Below are 14,078 nucleotides of genomic sequence, written 5' to 3'. Positions count from 1 at the left end.
GAGCTAAAAAAATAACTCATTATCAATATTTTTTTTAATGTTTGTTTTCCTTTTAAGCGTAGTTCTAATCGGCTTATAAGTCAAATTTTATTCCTTGTGCCAATGGCAAACTTGTAGTGTAATTAATAGTATTTGTTTGTCTTCGCATGTAAACTTTCCAGGCATCAGAGCCAGATTCTCTACCGCCGCCCGTTTCTTTTTCGCCACCAAAAGCACCGCCAATTTCAGCTCCTGATGTTCCGATATTTACATTTGCAATACCACAATCAGAGCCCACAACAGATAAAAACAGCTCGGCTTCTCTTAAATTATTGGTCATAATTGCAGAAGATAATCCTTGTCCTACTCCATTTTGAATTGCAATAGCTTCCTCAACCGTTCCAGCGTATTTTAATAAGTACAAAACCGGAGCAAAAGTTTCGTGCTGCACAATTTCGAATGAATTATTAGCCTCAGCAATCGCAGGTTTTACATAGCAGCCGCTTTCATATCCTTCTCCGGAAAGTACTCCGCCTTCTACTAAGATTTTTCCACCTTCGGCAACTACTTTTGTTAAAGCTTGGTTGTACATTTCAACAGCATGTTTATCGATAAGTGGGCCAACGTGATTATTCTCGTCTAATGGATTTCCGATGCGTAATTGTTTGTATGCAGAAACCAGCGCATCTTTTACTTTATCGTAGATACTTTCGTGAATGATTAAACGACGAGTCGACGTACATCTTTGTCCGGCAGTACCCACGGCTCCAAAAACTGCACCAATAACTGTCATTTTAATATCTGCGTCTGGAGTGACAATGATAGCGTTGTTTCCGCCCAATTCTAATAGTGATTTTCCTAAACGTCCTGCGACTACCTGTGCGACAATTTTACCCATGCGAGTAGATCCTGTCGCAGAAATTAATGGTACACGTTTATCGTTTGTCAACAATTCACCAATTTTATAATCACCATTGATTAAACAAGAAATACCCTCAGGAAGATTATTTTCTTTGATAACCTCCGCAATAATATTTTGGCAAGCTATTCCGCAAAGAGGCGTTTTCTCAGATGGTTTCCAAACACAAACATCACCACAAATCCATGCCAATGCTGTATTCCATGCCCAAACTGCTACCGGGAAATTGAATGCCGAAATAATCCCTACAACACCTAAAGAATGATATTGCTCGTACATTCTATGTCCGGGACGCTCAGAATGCATTGTTAATCCATGTAATTGACGCGAAAGACCAACTGCAAAATCACAGATGTCGATCATTTCCTGTACTTCTCCGTAACCTTCTTGCAGTGATTTCCCCATTTCATAAGAAACCAGCTTTCCTAACGCTTCTTTGTTTTTGCGCAATTTCTCTCCAAACTGGCGTACAATTTCTCCACGTTGTGGCGCAGGCATTAATCTAAATGTTTTAAAAGCAGCTGTTGCTGACTCCATTACTTTTTCATAATCTGCTGCAGTCGAGGTTGTGATTTTTGCAATTAATTGCCCGTCTACAGGAGAGTAGCTTTCCAGTATATCTCCGTTTGAAAAATGATGTTGTCCTGTTGAAGTTCCTTCATTAATTTCCTTTATACCTAACTGCGCTAAAGCTTCTTCAATTCCAAATTGTATTTCTGTCTCTGTCATTCTTCTAATTTTGATTATTATGCGTTTTGCAATTTTACATCTGTACTTTCAAATATTTTATCTGCAGATGATGCAACAAATCCTTGATATAATTCTCCATTTGACATTGGGTAACGAAGCGCGAATTCATAATAACAAGATGGAATTTCTACAGTTCCTTCTTCAAAATCAATAGCGTACAAATCAGCCAATGTGCTCGATTGTTCCAGTAATTGTTCCGGCGTACCTTTAATTTTTCCTCCAGATGCATTTAGTTTCCATCCTTTAGACTCTAAGAAGTTGTTTAACTCCTCTAATGTTTCAAAATCTTTTAAAGCATTCGTATTGATAGTGAAATGATTTGCTCTAAAACCGTAGATATACATCCAGGCAGCATATTCTGATTCATTCAATAAAGACTTGTAAATCGCCTGTGAGTTTGATTTCCAAACAGATCCGCTTAAAACCAATTCAGGATGATTAAATATCTCCTGATTGCAGCTGTTCAGAATGTTTTGTACAGTTTCTTGCAATTCAGCTGAACATTTTTCTAATTCTAATTCAGAAATAAAAATTCTTGGAGCATTTTTATCCGTACTATGCTCATAATGTTTTGCGAACAGTTTTTTAGTTTCAAAATTGTATTCTCCTTTTGCTTCATAGCCAACGTTTAAAAAAGTTTTTTCTAATACGTCAATATTTATACGCTTATCATTGAAAGTACGAATTGCGATATGGTCATTTTGAATTATTTCTCCTCTTTCTTCGAGTAATTCATGAATTTTTCTTGCAGATGGAGTAATATCAGCATATTGCTCCCATAATTTCATAAGTAGTTGATTTTTATCCATTTCCGTTATGTTAAAATAATGTGATTATGACACAAAAATATGTATAATGCTGTTATTATAACATCATATAAATACGATTATTTACAATTCAACATATCTAGGCTTTTTTTTTGTAATTTTGACACTTTAAAAACCTGTTTTAGCACAAGAATTGTCAAAATAATAGAATCCTTAAATAAACATTGACTATGGCAAGTATCAAGAAGAATGAAAATACTGACTATTTGGATAGAGAAATTATGCAAAAGTTAAGTGAAAATGGAAGAATACCATTTTCGGATCTCGCTAAGGAATTAAATATCTCCAATTCATTAGTACACTTGAGAGTAAGAAAATTACAAGAGGCCGGAATAATTACAGGATTTTCAGTAAAGTTAAATGCTAAGGAACTTGGTTTTGAAACAATTACCTATACGGGAATCGTTACTAAAGAAGCTCGTTTTTCTTATTCAATTGCTGAAAAACTGAAAGAAATTCCAGAAGTAATAGAATGTCATTGGGTTTCTGGTAAATATGCTTTATTTATTAAAATAGTCTCAGTGAACAACGAAGAACTTCGTAAAATTTTATACGAACAAATTCACCAAATTGAAGGAGTTGGAAGTACCGATTCGTTTTTCTCTTTTGGAGCTGCATTTGAAAAAAATATTCCGGTATAATAGAATTATTTCGTTATTTATTTTTAAATGTAATTATTTGTAAATAGAATAGTTATTGGTGTTTATGTAATTGATTTATTTTAATAAATAAAATCACTCTTAACTGATTTTTTCATAAAAATTTGCAGCGTAATAACTGGTGATTTTTATAGAGAATTACTTTAATAAGTTATTAAATTTAGAAGAAAAACTGTTCAGTTCTTCTGTATTAATTTGCTTATCCTGCAAAACATTCAAGTTGTTGAAATACCACAACTAATGATCTTCCTTTTTCAGATAAAGAATATTCGATATGCAGCGGTTTTAGCTTGATTGTTTCTTTTTCTAAAAGACCATTTTCTTCAAGTTCACGTAAAGCTGTTGCAATTGACTGTTTATTACTTCCTTCGATTTCTCTCAAAAGGCTGTTAAAACGTACCGGTCCCTCTAAAGCAAGGCGAAAAATCTGCGGTTTCCATTTTCCGGATAATTGCTTTAAAAGCCCTTCTGCCGGGCACTCTCCTACTGTTTCCTTATTTTTTTCCATAGTCACATTTTTTTGACTAATTGACTTGCTTTAAAATACGCATCAACTTCGCGTCACAAATATAAAATTAATCTAAAGCAAAATTTATAAATTATGGGTGCGCATTTTAAAATATTTCTTTTGATCGCGACAGCTTCATTTTCTTGTCTAATCTCTGTACTTAACGTCCAAAACAGCAATACTGCAAATCAAACAATTAGTATGAAATTGGAGCAGAAAAAAGAAAAAAAATATAAAGAAGTTATTAAAAAAAGTGGCTTCAAAACTGCACAGTTGAAAGTCGATTAAGTGCTATAAAAAAAGTTCAAAATAGTACTAATAATGAAAGTAGTGACAATACTGATGATAATAATTGGCAGTTTTGGCTGTCAATCTCAAACAAAAAACAAAATGAGCGAAAATAAAATAAATCCGTTGTTGTGTGATCCTGAAACTGGATTCTGTGAAATGCCTGGTGTAGAAACTGATGCAGTAAAAACAAATATTAAACCAGGAAAAAAGCCAATAAAAATTATTTATTATACAGATCCTATATGTTCATCGTGTTGGGGAATTGAGCCTCAACTTAGAAAGCTAAAGCTGGAATATGGGGATTATTTTGAAATTGACTATCGCATGGGTGGACTTCTTCCTGACTGGAGCTACAATAGCGGAGGAATTAGCAAGCCGTCTGATGTGGCACATCATTGGGAAGAAGCGAGTCTTTATTACGAAATGCCAATTGATGGCGATGTCTGGCTCGAAGACCCCTTAAATTCTTCGTATCCTTCTTGCATTGCAATGAAAGCAGCTCAGATGCAGGATAAAGAAAAGGCAATATCTTTTATGAGAATTATAAGAGAGAAACTGTATCTCGATAAAAAAAATATTGCCAAATGGGAAAATATAGCTGAAGCAGCGAAAGAGGCGCAATTAGATGTTGAACGACTAAAATCGGACTTTGATGGCAGTGCTCAACAATTATTTAAGGAGGATTTAGAGTATGGAAAAACACTTGGTATTCGTGGTTTTCCAACTATGCTATTTTCAGATGGATCTGATAAAATGCTTACTGTTTATGGATCAAAACCTTATCAGTTTTACGAGAATACACTTTTAGAGCTTTATCCAAAGGCACAAAAACAGAGCATCATAAATAATACTGACCCAATGTTTTTGTTCGATGTTTATCCGAGTCTTGCGGTTAAAGAATATGCTGTAATTCTTGATAAAACAACTACTCAGGCCAAAGCGATACTTGAACAGCTTGCCGGTGAAGGGAAACTCGAAAAGAAAATGATAAAAACGGGGGTACTTTATATCAAAAAATAGACCTATGAGATAATAATTTTAAGTGTAAAATCATATTTCCAAAAAAAGTTCTAAAGAAAAAATAAGATGATATTGATATTTCTTATTTTTAGCATACAAGAGCCATCGATATGACGAAAAAAATACAACTGCGAAGGCACTACCAAAACTAATTTATACTTATGAACCCGAAAGAACTATCAGAATTAACGGATCAAGAGCTGTTACAAGAAGCAAAAAAAAGGCGATCAGCTTCTATATTGAATGCTTTTTTAATTGGATTTTTAATAGGAATTGTATTTTACAGCATAGTAAAAAACAGTCTGGGTTTTTTAACGCTAATCCCTTTGGGCTTTGCTTATAAACTGATCAATAATTCAAAATATAAAAGCAAAGAATTAGACGATTTATTAAGAGAACGTAATTTGAAGTAAGTTTTTTAAACTTAGGTACAAATTATTTTTCTGTATAAATTCATTTATGTAATTTGCGCAAAAATTTTAAGATATGAACAGAAAGAGTTGTCTTCCACCGCCTAGATTTTAATAATTAACCGCGTAATCAGTTATTTTTAATTGTCGACCTTTTTATCGGCCGTTTTGTTTATGACTGTTACTCAATTTATTATTAATTTTTAATCTGGTACTTTAGGTACGGACAATTCTTATGAAAAAATCATATTTGGTATTACACTTCGCGGTAATCCTAGCTGGCTTTACCGGTATTTTTGGTAAGCTTATATCTCTTAACGAAGGACTTTTAGTTTGGTACAGGGTTTTATTTTCTTCTGTTATATTATTACTTATTTTAAAGCTATTTAGAATACCAACAAATATTAAACTTCAGCAGAAATTTGATATTGCAAAAATCGGAATGTTTATTACGATACACTGGGTATTTTTTTACGCCAGTATTAAATATTCCAACATATCAATTGGCGTCGTTTGTTATTGCTTGACTAGCTTTTTTACAGCAATTTTTGCTCCGCTAATTAATCGTAGTAAATTTAGCTTGTCAGAATTAGGTTTAAGTATTATTACATTGTTTGGTATTTCATTAATCTTTCATTTTGATTCGTCTTATCAATTGGGGATAATTCTCGGTATTATTTCATCAGCATTTGCGGCACTTTACACAATTTATAATGAAAAACTGGTGCGGAATTATGATAGCAGAATTATAAATTACTATCAAATGATTGGTGGAACCATTGGACTTGGAATTTTGCTTCCGTTCTATCTTCATTTTTTTCCGGTGCAAACAATTTTCCCGAGTTTAAAAGATGTTTATTATCTTATACTGTTAGCTTCATTTTGCACAGTTGGACTTTATGTATTATTTGCCGAATCTCTAAAACATATTTCGGCTTTTACAGTGAATTTAAGCTTTAATCTTGAACCCGTATATGCAATTATTTTAGCTTTTTTATTTTTTAATGAAAGTAAGGAGTTAAATATGTCGTTTTATATTGGGTTATTCTTTGTGATGCTGTCAGTTGTTCTGCAAACGACAATTTCATTAAGGAATAAATAGTTTATTATAGTTAAGCTTTTACAGACAAAACCACCAAGTCAAATGATTTTGGTGGTTTTTTGTTGTTTGAAATGTATTTGTTACAGGATTTATAGAAGCTTTTAGTAGAAGACTTTACCAAATGGAATATTAAACTAATTGTAATAAAGTTATTTATTATATTCGTTGATCTCAAATAAAATGTAATAATGTCTAACCAGTTACTTTTCTTTCTTAGCGCTTTAGGAGCTTTTAATGGGTTTATACTTTCGCTATATTTTGCGATAAATGCTAAAAAGAAAATTTTTGCTAACTACTTTTTATCGTTATTACTTTTGGTTTTAAGTATCAGAATTGTTAAATCAGTCTTCTTTTATTTTAATCCAAATCTATCCAATGTTTTTATTCAGATTGGGCTTTCAGCGTGTGTTTTAATAGGACCATTTCTTTTTTTATGCCTTAAACCATACAAAGAAGATGAAAAACAAAGTTGGGTAAAACATGTAATCCCTTATTTGTTGATAATAACCATTCTAGGTTTTTTTTATCCTTATGTTGAACATAAAGAAATTTGGCGTTGTTGGATTGTAAATGCCATATATTTTCAATGGTTTGTTTATATTATTTTGTCTTTAAAATATATTCAGCCTATTATTCAAAAAATCAGAGAAAAAGAAAGTTTAAAAAGAATAGATATTTGGTTTCTTAGCATTTATCTTGGAGTTGCCTTTATATGGTTAGCTTATACCATGGCAGCTTACACTTCATATATTGTTGGAGCTTTATCATTTACTTTTATTTTGTACTTAATTCTCTTGCTTTTGTTTTTTAAAAATAGCAATGAAACTACTTTTTTTCAGGAAAAGGTGAAATACAAAAACAAAGAGATGGATTCGGAAATGCAGCATCTAATTAGCCAAAAGTTATCAATTATTATTGAAAAAGAGCTTTATCTTAATCCAAATTTCAATCTTGAAGAAGCGGCAAAAGAATTAAAAATAACAAAGCATACGTTGTCTCAATATGTCAATGAAATTTTAGGAAAATCTTTTTCAAATCTCATTAAAGAATATCGAGTTGAAAAAGCCAAAAAATTACTTGAAACCGAAAAAAACTTTACATTTGAGAGTTTAGGTTATGATAGTGGTTTTAACTCGAAATCTACTTTTTTTACTGCTTTTAAAAAAATAACAGGCTTTACTCCTGCCGAATACCAAAAATCCTGCTCAAAATCCGTTTAATAATACAAATTAAGAGTTCTACTTTATAAATTAAAACCTTTAAACGCTTTCTATACAGGAAATTTGTCTCATTATTAATAATTTAAAATTTTAAAAATGAGAAAAGTATTTTTATTTATTTCCTTTAGTTTTTTGTCTTTTAATGTAAACGCTCAGGTTAATGATGCTACAAATGAGTGGCCATTGGTTCAAAAAACGCTTAATATGTACATAGAAGGGCAAGCAACCGGTGATTCTGCAATGGTTGCGTCGTCATTTCATGAATCTTGGCAGCTGAAATATTTTGCTGAAAACAAGTTTAATATTGTAACAAAATCAAAATACATTGTAGGTTATAAAAAGCATCCCAAATCACCAAATTGGTCTGGGCGTATTGTATTTATTGATATCACAAATAGTGTAGCCACGGCTAAAGTCGAAATTAGTACTTCAAAACTCTTATTTACAGATTATTTCAATCTAATGAAAATTAATCAGGATTGGGTTATTGTAGATAAAATTTCAACTAGAACAGCTCATAGAACAGTCGAAGTTCCTGCAGCAACGCCAAAGGGATAAGTAATACTTTTTTAAATTTTAACCTCGTAATTCCTGTAAAATGAATAAAACATTAGTCTTATTGCTTCTTTTTTTATACATACATCAGATCGATATTTTGGCACAGAATAAAATCCTATTTGTAACTTCAAATCAGGATTTTTATGGAAACACTAAAATCGCTGCTGCCAATCACTTTGAAGAAATTATCGTTCCCTATGACATATTTATAAAGGCTGGATACACCGTTGAATTTATAAGTCCAAAAGGAGGTGCTATTCCTGTTGGTTATATCAATACATCTGATACTTTGCAAAAAAAGTATTTGTACGACAATTGGTTTATGGATAAATTAGAACACACATTGAAACCAACCGAAATTTTTTCCGAGAATTATTCAGCAATTTTCTATAGTGGCGGTGGCGCAGCAATGTATGGTGTAGCTGAAGATACTATAATTCAAAAAATCGCAAGAAATATTTATAACAGAAACGGAGTTATTTCAACCATTTGCCACGGTACCGCAGGAATTGCTTATTTAAAGGATGAGAACAAAAAGTCTCTATATGCAGGACGAAAAATTACCGGTTATCCAGATGAGTTTGAAAATCGAAATGCAGAATATTACAAAACATTTCCGTTTGCAATGGATAAAGCGATTAAAAAAAATGATGGTAATTTTGTATATTCTAACAAAGGTGGTGATGCCTTTTACATTGTTGACGGAAGATTTGTTACTGGGCAAGATCCAAGTTCAGCGTCTAAAGTAGCCAATGAAGTTATAGCAATTTTAAAAACCAATTTTAAAGCTCCTAATGCAGTAGTTAAAAGTGATCGTGAGCAAATTACAGAAGTGTTGCTTGATTACATTGAAGGAACTGCAAATGGTCAACCCGAAAGACTGCGAAGAGCTTTTTATCCCAATTTTAACTTGTACACAGTCGCGAAAGACACTTTATGGATACGTTCAGGTGAGCAATATATTTCTAACATAAAAGCTGGCGAAAAATCAAATAGAATTGGAAGTATTGTTTCAATTGATGTAGAAAAAGATGCAGCAATTGCAAAGGCGGAAATCGTAGTTCCAAATTGGCGACGTTTTACAGATTATTTTTTATTGCTTAAATATGAAGGTTTCTGGAAAATAGTACATAAAAGTTATAGCTGGAGCGAACTTCCAAATGTCGAAAAGATTTAAAAAATGAATAAACTTCGTTTTAATCCAGTTCCATGAATATTCTTATTGAAGTTAAAAAACATGACATAAAAAAAACTCCTTAGGAAATTAAGGAGTTTTTTGAAGTGTATCAGAATTTACAATCGAATATTTCTATTGTAAATTTAATTTATCTAATTAATTTGAGATAGGCACTATAAATGTTTTCCATAAGAGAAGTTCGCATGTAATATACATTTTCGTCTTTCTCTTTTAAATCATATTGAATTAAACCAGCATCACAATAATAATAAAGCAAGTTGTCATCATTAGGAAATTCAATATTTGAAACAGGTAGGGTTGTCAATTTAGTTTCGAAAGCTATTTCACCGTTAGTTATGTCTAATTCAAAAAGTTTTCCTTTTTTGGTGTATCCCCAAATATTATCATTTTCTCTCGTAATATATTCTATGTTATCATCTTTAAAATCAGTTTTCCATAACTGTGTTCCATTTTTTGAATCGACAGCATATATGGAAGTAACATTTGTTCCTTGGGCTGCAAAATAGAGTTTATTGTCTTTGCAAAATATGCGTTCCTTAATATTATACTGATTTTCATCTAGTTTAAATTCCCATAAAATATCCAGTTTATTTGGACTTAAGGCAAAAAGAACATTTTTTTCACTTGCTACAAATACGTTTTCCCCATCTGTTACAGGTTTTCCATTCAGAGTTTGCTCAAAACTTTTCTGGCTTAAAAGTTTTCCTGTGTTTGCATCAAAACTATAGATGTTTGAAGCGCTTTGGGTAAAAATTTTATTGTCAAAAGCAAGTACCGGAATATCATTGTTTGCTGAATCCAGTTTATAGTTCCATACTAAACTACCATCTTTTATATCTAAAGCATAGAGGTTACTGCTTTGATTTTGATTTTGTGCAGTTATATAAAGTTTTCCATTGTATATGGCCGGAGTTTGGTCTTTTAGAACGATCTGATCTGTAATATTGCCTAATCTCGATTTCCAAAAAATAGCACCAGTTTGGTTGTCAATTGCAAAAATTTCACCGTTAATAAATGGAACATATACAACTCCGTCAGATATTACAACTTTATTGGCGCACATTTGAGTATAAGAATCTGCCGCTTTTACAGTCCAAACAATTGTTTCGGATTCAAAATCATATGAAAAAAGAGAACCATCATAATCAAAAATTAAAATTGATTTTTCGTCCAATGGTACTTTTTTAATGGGTTTCATGGCTTTATTAGTCACTATGTCACTTATACTTAAATCTTTATTAGAATAATTCGTTTTAGTGGCAGATACTTGCCCAAACATATTTAAAATAGTAAATGCAAATAAAAGAGTGGTTAATTTTTTTTTCATTTTTAAAATTTGGGTTTGATAATTTGATTTCTTTTTCGAGCAATAAAACCTGCAAACAAAACAATATCGACGTCAAATATAATTAAAAATTATTAGGGTGTTTTTAGAAGTTTTAATGCTTCTGAATGGCGTATTAAATTCCGTATCGTACAGATACGTTTTCGGGTAAGATATTGAAGATTTATAATCTGTTAAAACAAATTGTAAAAAAAAAACTTAATTCCTTAAGAAGCCTTTTAGTAGCTTTTATACGAGCTGTTCTCTAATTTATTTAAAGAAAATTTTAATAATTTGTATGATGAAGAACCATTTCTATTGATCTTAAATAGGTTAATAAATTGTAGTAAAATTATTTCTTATATTCGCTTAAAGAAAAGTAAATATGTTGTTCAAAGCCAGTTAACTAAAAAGAACATGATTAAATTTATAAGCAAATATGCTTTATTCTTGCTGGTTGCTTTTTGCGCTTCCTGCAGGCAAAATCAAACAGAAGTAAAAAAGAATAGCACCAACTTCGAAACCAAAGACTCAGTCACTTCTTATGGGCCTAATACAATGGTTCGGAATGTAAAGCAAGATAGCAACGGAAATATTTTGATTGCCGCATCATTTGATGGTATTCTTCGATACGATGGAAAATCTTTTACTAATATTACCGGTAAAATAGGCTCGCTCAGATTCTGGGATGTTCTTGAAGATCGACGAGGAAACCTTTGGATCGCTACTACTGATTCAGGCGTTTATTGTTACAACAGGAATTCCTTTCAGCATTTTACAAACAAGGATGGACTTGTAAATAATCGGGTTATGGATATTTATGAAGATAAAGCGGGCAATATTTGGTTTGCTACCGGAGGTGGAGCAAGCCGTTATGATGGGAAAGCTTTTCGAAATTTCACCACTAAAGATGGACTTTCTAATAATGACCTTACAACCATTATGGAAGACAAAACAGGGAAATTATGGTTTGGAACAAGAGGCGAGGCTTGTTTTTATGATGGAAAAACATTTACCATTTTCAAAAACAAAGACGGTAAAGCGTTTAACAACGTTTGGTCGATAATCGAAGATAGAAAAGGTAATATTTGGTTTGGTGGTACGTTAATCAAAGACAAAAAAGGTAGTGTTCTAGTCGTTGAAGTTGGTCTTTGGCGCTATGATGGCAATACATTTGTCAAGGTGTCGCAAAGAGGCGCTTCTGTTGTAATGGAAGATAAAAAAGGAAATATCTGGACTACTGGTGCCGTAAAGCCCAATGGATATTGGGCACTTTCCCGTTATGATCAAAAGTTTTTGTACAATGAAAAACCTACTGTAACCGAGATAATGTCAATAAAAGGAACTGGAATGCTATGCGGTATTTTAGAAGCCAACGACGGAAGTATTTGGTTTGGATCTTTGAACGGAGTGTATCGTTATGATGGAAAAACCATTACAGACTTTAAAAGTAAAGAACGAAATAATTAGAAAATAGTTTAACGTTTTTTATCTAAATAATATAAAGCAAAAAAAAACTCCTTAGTTCTTAAGGAGTTTTTTTTAGGATTTTTGAAAAGATTAAAAAAGAGATCTTTTTACATCTTTTACCTTTTTTGTGGGGAGAGCAGGATTCGAACCTGCGAAGTTCACACAGCAGATTTACAGTCTGCCCTCGTTGGCCGCTTGAGTATCTCCCCTAAGCCAATAGTATCAATTTATAAATTGCAATACTCTGTAAGTCATAAAAAAACTCCTTAATTTCGTAAGGAGTTTTTCAGTGGGCGATGAGGGGTTCGAACCCCCGACCCCCTCGGTGTAAACGAGGTGCTCTGAACCAGCTGAGCTAATCGCCCTATTTTACTAGGTTGCTATCATTTGTGATTGCGAGTGCAAATATACAGCTAGATTTGGTATTTGCAAGCTTATTTTGAAAAAAAATATAATAATTTTACATAACAACACTTACTGGTGTTGTGTGTGAACGCATTAGGGCTCTTACTATATTCAAAGTTTTATTGTCTTATTTTTAATATAAGTGTTTTGAAGCTGTTTTTTGTTTCTTACTACTTTTAATAGATTCCATGTTGCATTAAATTTAGAAAACAAAAAAGAGACTCGAAGGTCTCTTTTTGGAAGTAATATATTGTACAAAAAATTATTTATTGATTAATTTTTCAAGTCTTGCCATCATTTCATCTTTCTCTTTCAACATACGCTCGTATAAAGCTATTTTTTCTTCGTGAAGTTTAATGAATTGATCAATTTGATTTATAGTAGAATTGTAAAACACAGATGCAGGTTGTTGGCAATTATCAAAAGTATTAGAAATAATATTTATTGCTTGCTCTTCATCAAAATTCTGAAAAGCTTCTACAGGAATTTTTAAAACAGCTGAAATTTGTTTAAGTAGTTTGTCTTCAATTACATCTTTCTGCTCCAGCATAGAAATTTTCTTTTGGTTCCAGTCTTCGCCCAGATCATAAGCTAATGCTTCTTGCTTTATGTTAAGCATTTCTCTAAAGCGTTTTACATTTCTTCCCTGATGTATTTTTTGTTCCATAACAAATATTGATTTTCTAAAGGCTCAAATATAAAGCGATTTAGATTAAAAAATTGAATTTCAAAGATAAAAAAATATCCTGTAATATATCGACGGCTTCCGATGATAAATAGGAATACTCTTAACTAGTTAACCTAATCTTGGATCAAGACGAAATGTTGTGGAGAAACATTAAAATATATCCCTAAATTATTTTTATTGCTAAGAACACAAAGATTTTTAGTTAAGAATGCTTTTAAAAGCACAAAGTTCACAAAGCTAAGTCAATGCAAACCTTTGTGAACTTTATCTTTTTATAAAAGCTAAGAGTGAAAAGAAAATAGCGCCTTTTGCGTTTTTTTTTGATCCCAATCTTTTTTTTAATTAGCAATTGAAATGAATATAAAATAAAAAACTCCAAAATCAAATGACTTTGGAGTTTTTAAATTTATGTGGTCCTTACGAACCTGTTTACGAACCATTTTTTGCAGGATTTGAAGAAGCTTTCAAGCAAGTAGTGTTAAGTAAAATTGATTAAGAGATATTTCATATCTTAGCCTGTCAGAAATGACTATTTTAGTCATAATATAAAAAATAAGAGAGTAAAAAAATAAAATTGCTTAAATGGATAGTTTCAATTTTCTAAAAACCATCGCAATAATTTCTGTATTTATTTTATTTCTTCTTATTGTATTTTTATTGACAGCCGAATCCAATAAAAAACTATCAAATCGACTTTTTGCAGGCTACCTCATTCTTACTGCTGTTGATATCAGCGGGGCTTTTATTTCG

At 31.8% G+C, this 14,078-nt stretch carries 13 protein-coding genes and 2 tRNA genes; 8 read left to right on the top strand and 7 right to left on the bottom strand.

From position 1 onward, the window contains the following. Nucleotides 1–73: 73 nt before the first annotated feature. Together ACHRVZ_RS00590 and ACHRVZ_RS00585 are read right to left on the bottom strand one after the other, a co-directional pair. Nucleotides 74–1,627, bottom strand: a complete 1,554-nt coding sequence (locus ACHRVZ_RS00590) for an aldehyde dehydrogenase family protein (RefSeq protein WP_395420060.1) — start codon at nucleotides 1,625–1,627, stop codon at nucleotides 74–76. A gap of 17 nt (nucleotides 1,628–1,644) precedes the next feature. Further along, nucleotides 1,645–2,436: a DUF1338 domain-containing protein gene (locus ACHRVZ_RS00585; RefSeq protein ID WP_395420058.1), complete on the bottom strand. Its 792-nt coding sequence runs from the start codon at nucleotides 2,434–2,436 to the stop codon at nucleotides 1,645–1,647. Nucleotides 2,437–2,645: 209 nt separating this feature from the next. Between ACHRVZ_RS00585 and ACHRVZ_RS00580 the strand changes: the two genes are divergently transcribed. Next, the gene (locus ACHRVZ_RS00580; RefSeq protein WP_395420057.1) at nucleotides 2,646–3,116 is read left to right on the top strand and encodes an Lrp/AsnC family transcriptional regulator; all 471 of its coding nucleotides are present in this window, start codon (nucleotides 2,646–2,648) and stop codon (nucleotides 3,114–3,116) included. 217 nt (nucleotides 3,117–3,333) lie between these two features. Here the strand turns inward: ACHRVZ_RS00580 and ACHRVZ_RS00575 are convergent, their stop codons facing one another. Then, on the bottom strand, nucleotides 3,334–3,642 hold the full coding sequence (locus ACHRVZ_RS00575; RefSeq protein ID WP_395420056.1) for a winged helix-turn-helix transcriptional regulator: 309 nt from the start codon (nucleotides 3,640–3,642) through the stop codon (nucleotides 3,334–3,336). A 390-nt stretch (nucleotides 3,643–4,032) separates the two neighbouring features. On the opposite strand from ACHRVZ_RS00575, the gene ACHRVZ_RS00570 reads away from it, so the two are divergent. The 6 genes from ACHRVZ_RS00570 (at nucleotide 4,033) to ACHRVZ_RS00545 (ending at nucleotide 9,420) form a co-directional block, all read left to right on the top strand. After that, nucleotides 4,033–4,953 carry a DsbA family protein gene (locus tag ACHRVZ_RS00570; RefSeq protein WP_395420054.1) on the top strand — a complete coding sequence of 307 codons (921 nt, stop codon included), beginning with the start codon at nucleotides 4,033–4,035 and terminating at the stop codon, nucleotides 4,951–4,953. Nucleotides 4,954–5,114: 161 nt separating this feature from the next. Continuing rightward, nucleotides 5,115–5,366 (top strand): FUSC family protein, encoded by a 252-nt coding sequence (locus ACHRVZ_RS00565; RefSeq protein WP_395420053.1) that lies wholly within the window; start codon nucleotides 5,115–5,117, stop codon nucleotides 5,364–5,366. A gap of 247 nt (nucleotides 5,367–5,613) precedes the next feature. Then, the gene (locus tag ACHRVZ_RS00560; protein ID WP_395420051.1) at nucleotides 5,614–6,465 is read left to right on the top strand and encodes a DMT family transporter; all 852 of its coding nucleotides are present in this window, start codon (nucleotides 5,614–5,616) and stop codon (nucleotides 6,463–6,465) included. 188 nt (nucleotides 6,466–6,653) lie between these two features. Beyond that, nucleotides 6,654–7,685, top strand: a complete 1,032-nt coding sequence (locus ACHRVZ_RS00555) for a helix-turn-helix domain-containing protein (protein WP_395420050.1) — start codon at nucleotides 6,654–6,656, stop codon at nucleotides 7,683–7,685. A gap of 96 nt (nucleotides 7,686–7,781) precedes the next feature. Next, nucleotides 7,782–8,243: a nuclear transport factor 2 family protein gene (locus tag ACHRVZ_RS00550; RefSeq protein WP_395420048.1), complete on the top strand. Its 462-nt coding sequence runs from the start codon at nucleotides 7,782–7,784 to the stop codon at nucleotides 8,241–8,243. Nucleotides 8,244–8,283: 40 nt separating this feature from the next. Beyond that, nucleotides 8,284–9,420 carry a nuclear transport factor 2 family protein gene (locus tag ACHRVZ_RS00545; RefSeq protein ID WP_395420046.1) on the top strand — a complete coding sequence of 379 codons (1,137 nt, stop codon included), beginning with the start codon at nucleotides 8,284–8,286 and terminating at the stop codon, nucleotides 9,418–9,420. Nucleotides 9,421–9,568: 148 nt separating this feature from the next. Here ACHRVZ_RS00545 and ACHRVZ_RS00540 read toward each other — a convergent pair whose 3' ends face one another. Next, complete coding sequence (locus ACHRVZ_RS00540) at nucleotides 9,569–10,768, bottom strand: PQQ-binding-like beta-propeller repeat protein (protein WP_395420044.1); 1,200 nt, start codon at nucleotides 10,766–10,768, stop codon at nucleotides 9,569–9,571. A 414-nt stretch (nucleotides 10,769–11,182) separates the two neighbouring features. Here ACHRVZ_RS00540 and ACHRVZ_RS00535 point away from each other — a divergent pair, with 414 nt between their 5' ends. Further along, nucleotides 11,183–12,235 carry a two-component regulator propeller domain-containing protein gene (locus ACHRVZ_RS00535; RefSeq protein WP_395420043.1) on the top strand — a complete coding sequence of 351 codons (1,053 nt, stop codon included), beginning with the start codon at nucleotides 11,183–11,185 and terminating at the stop codon, nucleotides 12,233–12,235. Nucleotides 12,236–12,363: 128 nt separating this feature from the next. Here the strand turns inward: ACHRVZ_RS00535 and ACHRVZ_RS00530 are convergent. The 3 genes from ACHRVZ_RS00530 to ACHRVZ_RS00520 form a co-directional block, all read right to left on the bottom strand. Continuing rightward, nucleotides 12,364–12,444, bottom strand: a tRNA-Tyr gene (locus tag ACHRVZ_RS00530). A gap of 81 nt (nucleotides 12,445–12,525) precedes the next feature. Further along, a tRNA-Val gene (locus tag ACHRVZ_RS00525) sits at nucleotides 12,526–12,600 on the bottom strand. A gap of 302 nt (nucleotides 12,601–12,902) precedes the next feature. Then, entirely contained in the window at nucleotides 12,903–13,307 is a 405-nt protein-coding gene (locus ACHRVZ_RS00520; protein WP_395420042.1) for a helix-turn-helix domain-containing protein, read from the bottom strand. Nucleotides 13,308–14,078 lie beyond the last annotated feature (771 nt).

It is taken from the genome of Flavobacterium sp. FlaQc-57, from assembly GCF_044007395.1.
Taxonomy (GTDB): Bacteria; Bacteroidota; Bacteroidia; order Flavobacteriales; family Flavobacteriaceae; genus Flavobacterium.
The sequence above is the reverse complement of the archived record's forward strand: the minus strand, read 5'-3'. Positions and strand labels throughout refer to the sequence as shown.

Excerpts from the sequence above, each read along its gene's own strand:
- ACHRVZ_RS00590 (WP_395420060.1), bottom strand. The coding sequence starts at position 1,627 with ATGACAGAGACAGAAATACAATTTGGAATTGAAGAAGCTTTAGCGCAG.
- ACHRVZ_RS00585 (WP_395420058.1), bottom strand. The coding sequence starts at position 2,436 with ATGAAATTATGGGAGCAATATGCTGATATTACTCCATCTGCAAGAAAA.
- ACHRVZ_RS00580 (WP_395420057.1), top strand. The coding sequence starts at position 2,646 with ATGGCAAGTATCAAGAAGAATGAAAATACTGACTATTTGGATAGAGAA.
- ACHRVZ_RS00575 (WP_395420056.1), bottom strand. The coding sequence starts at position 3,642 with ATGGAAAAAAATAAGGAAACAGTAGGAGAGTGCCCGGCAGAAGGGCTT.
- ACHRVZ_RS00570 (WP_395420054.1), top strand. The coding sequence starts at position 4,033 with ATGAGCGAAAATAAAATAAATCCGTTGTTGTGTGATCCTGAAACTGGA.
- ACHRVZ_RS00565 (WP_395420053.1), top strand. The coding sequence starts at position 5,115 with ATGAACCCGAAAGAACTATCAGAATTAACGGATCAAGAGCTGTTACAA.
- ACHRVZ_RS00555 (WP_395420050.1), top strand. The coding sequence starts at position 6,654 with ATGTCTAACCAGTTACTTTTCTTTCTTAGCGCTTTAGGAGCTTTTAAT.
- ACHRVZ_RS00550 (WP_395420048.1), top strand. The coding sequence starts at position 7,782 with ATGAGAAAAGTATTTTTATTTATTTCCTTTAGTTTTTTGTCTTTTAAT.
- ACHRVZ_RS00545 (WP_395420046.1), top strand. The coding sequence starts at position 8,284 with ATGAATAAAACATTAGTCTTATTGCTTCTTTTTTTATACATACATCAG.
- ACHRVZ_RS00540 (WP_395420044.1), bottom strand. The coding sequence starts at position 10,768 with ATGAAAAAAAAATTAACCACTCTTTTATTTGCATTTACTATTTTAAAT.
- ACHRVZ_RS00535 (WP_395420043.1), top strand. The coding sequence starts at position 11,183 with ATGATTAAATTTATAAGCAAATATGCTTTATTCTTGCTGGTTGCTTTT.
- ACHRVZ_RS00520 (WP_395420042.1), bottom strand. The coding sequence starts at position 13,307 with ATGGAACAAAAAATACATCAGGGAAGAAATGTAAAACGCTTTAGAGAA.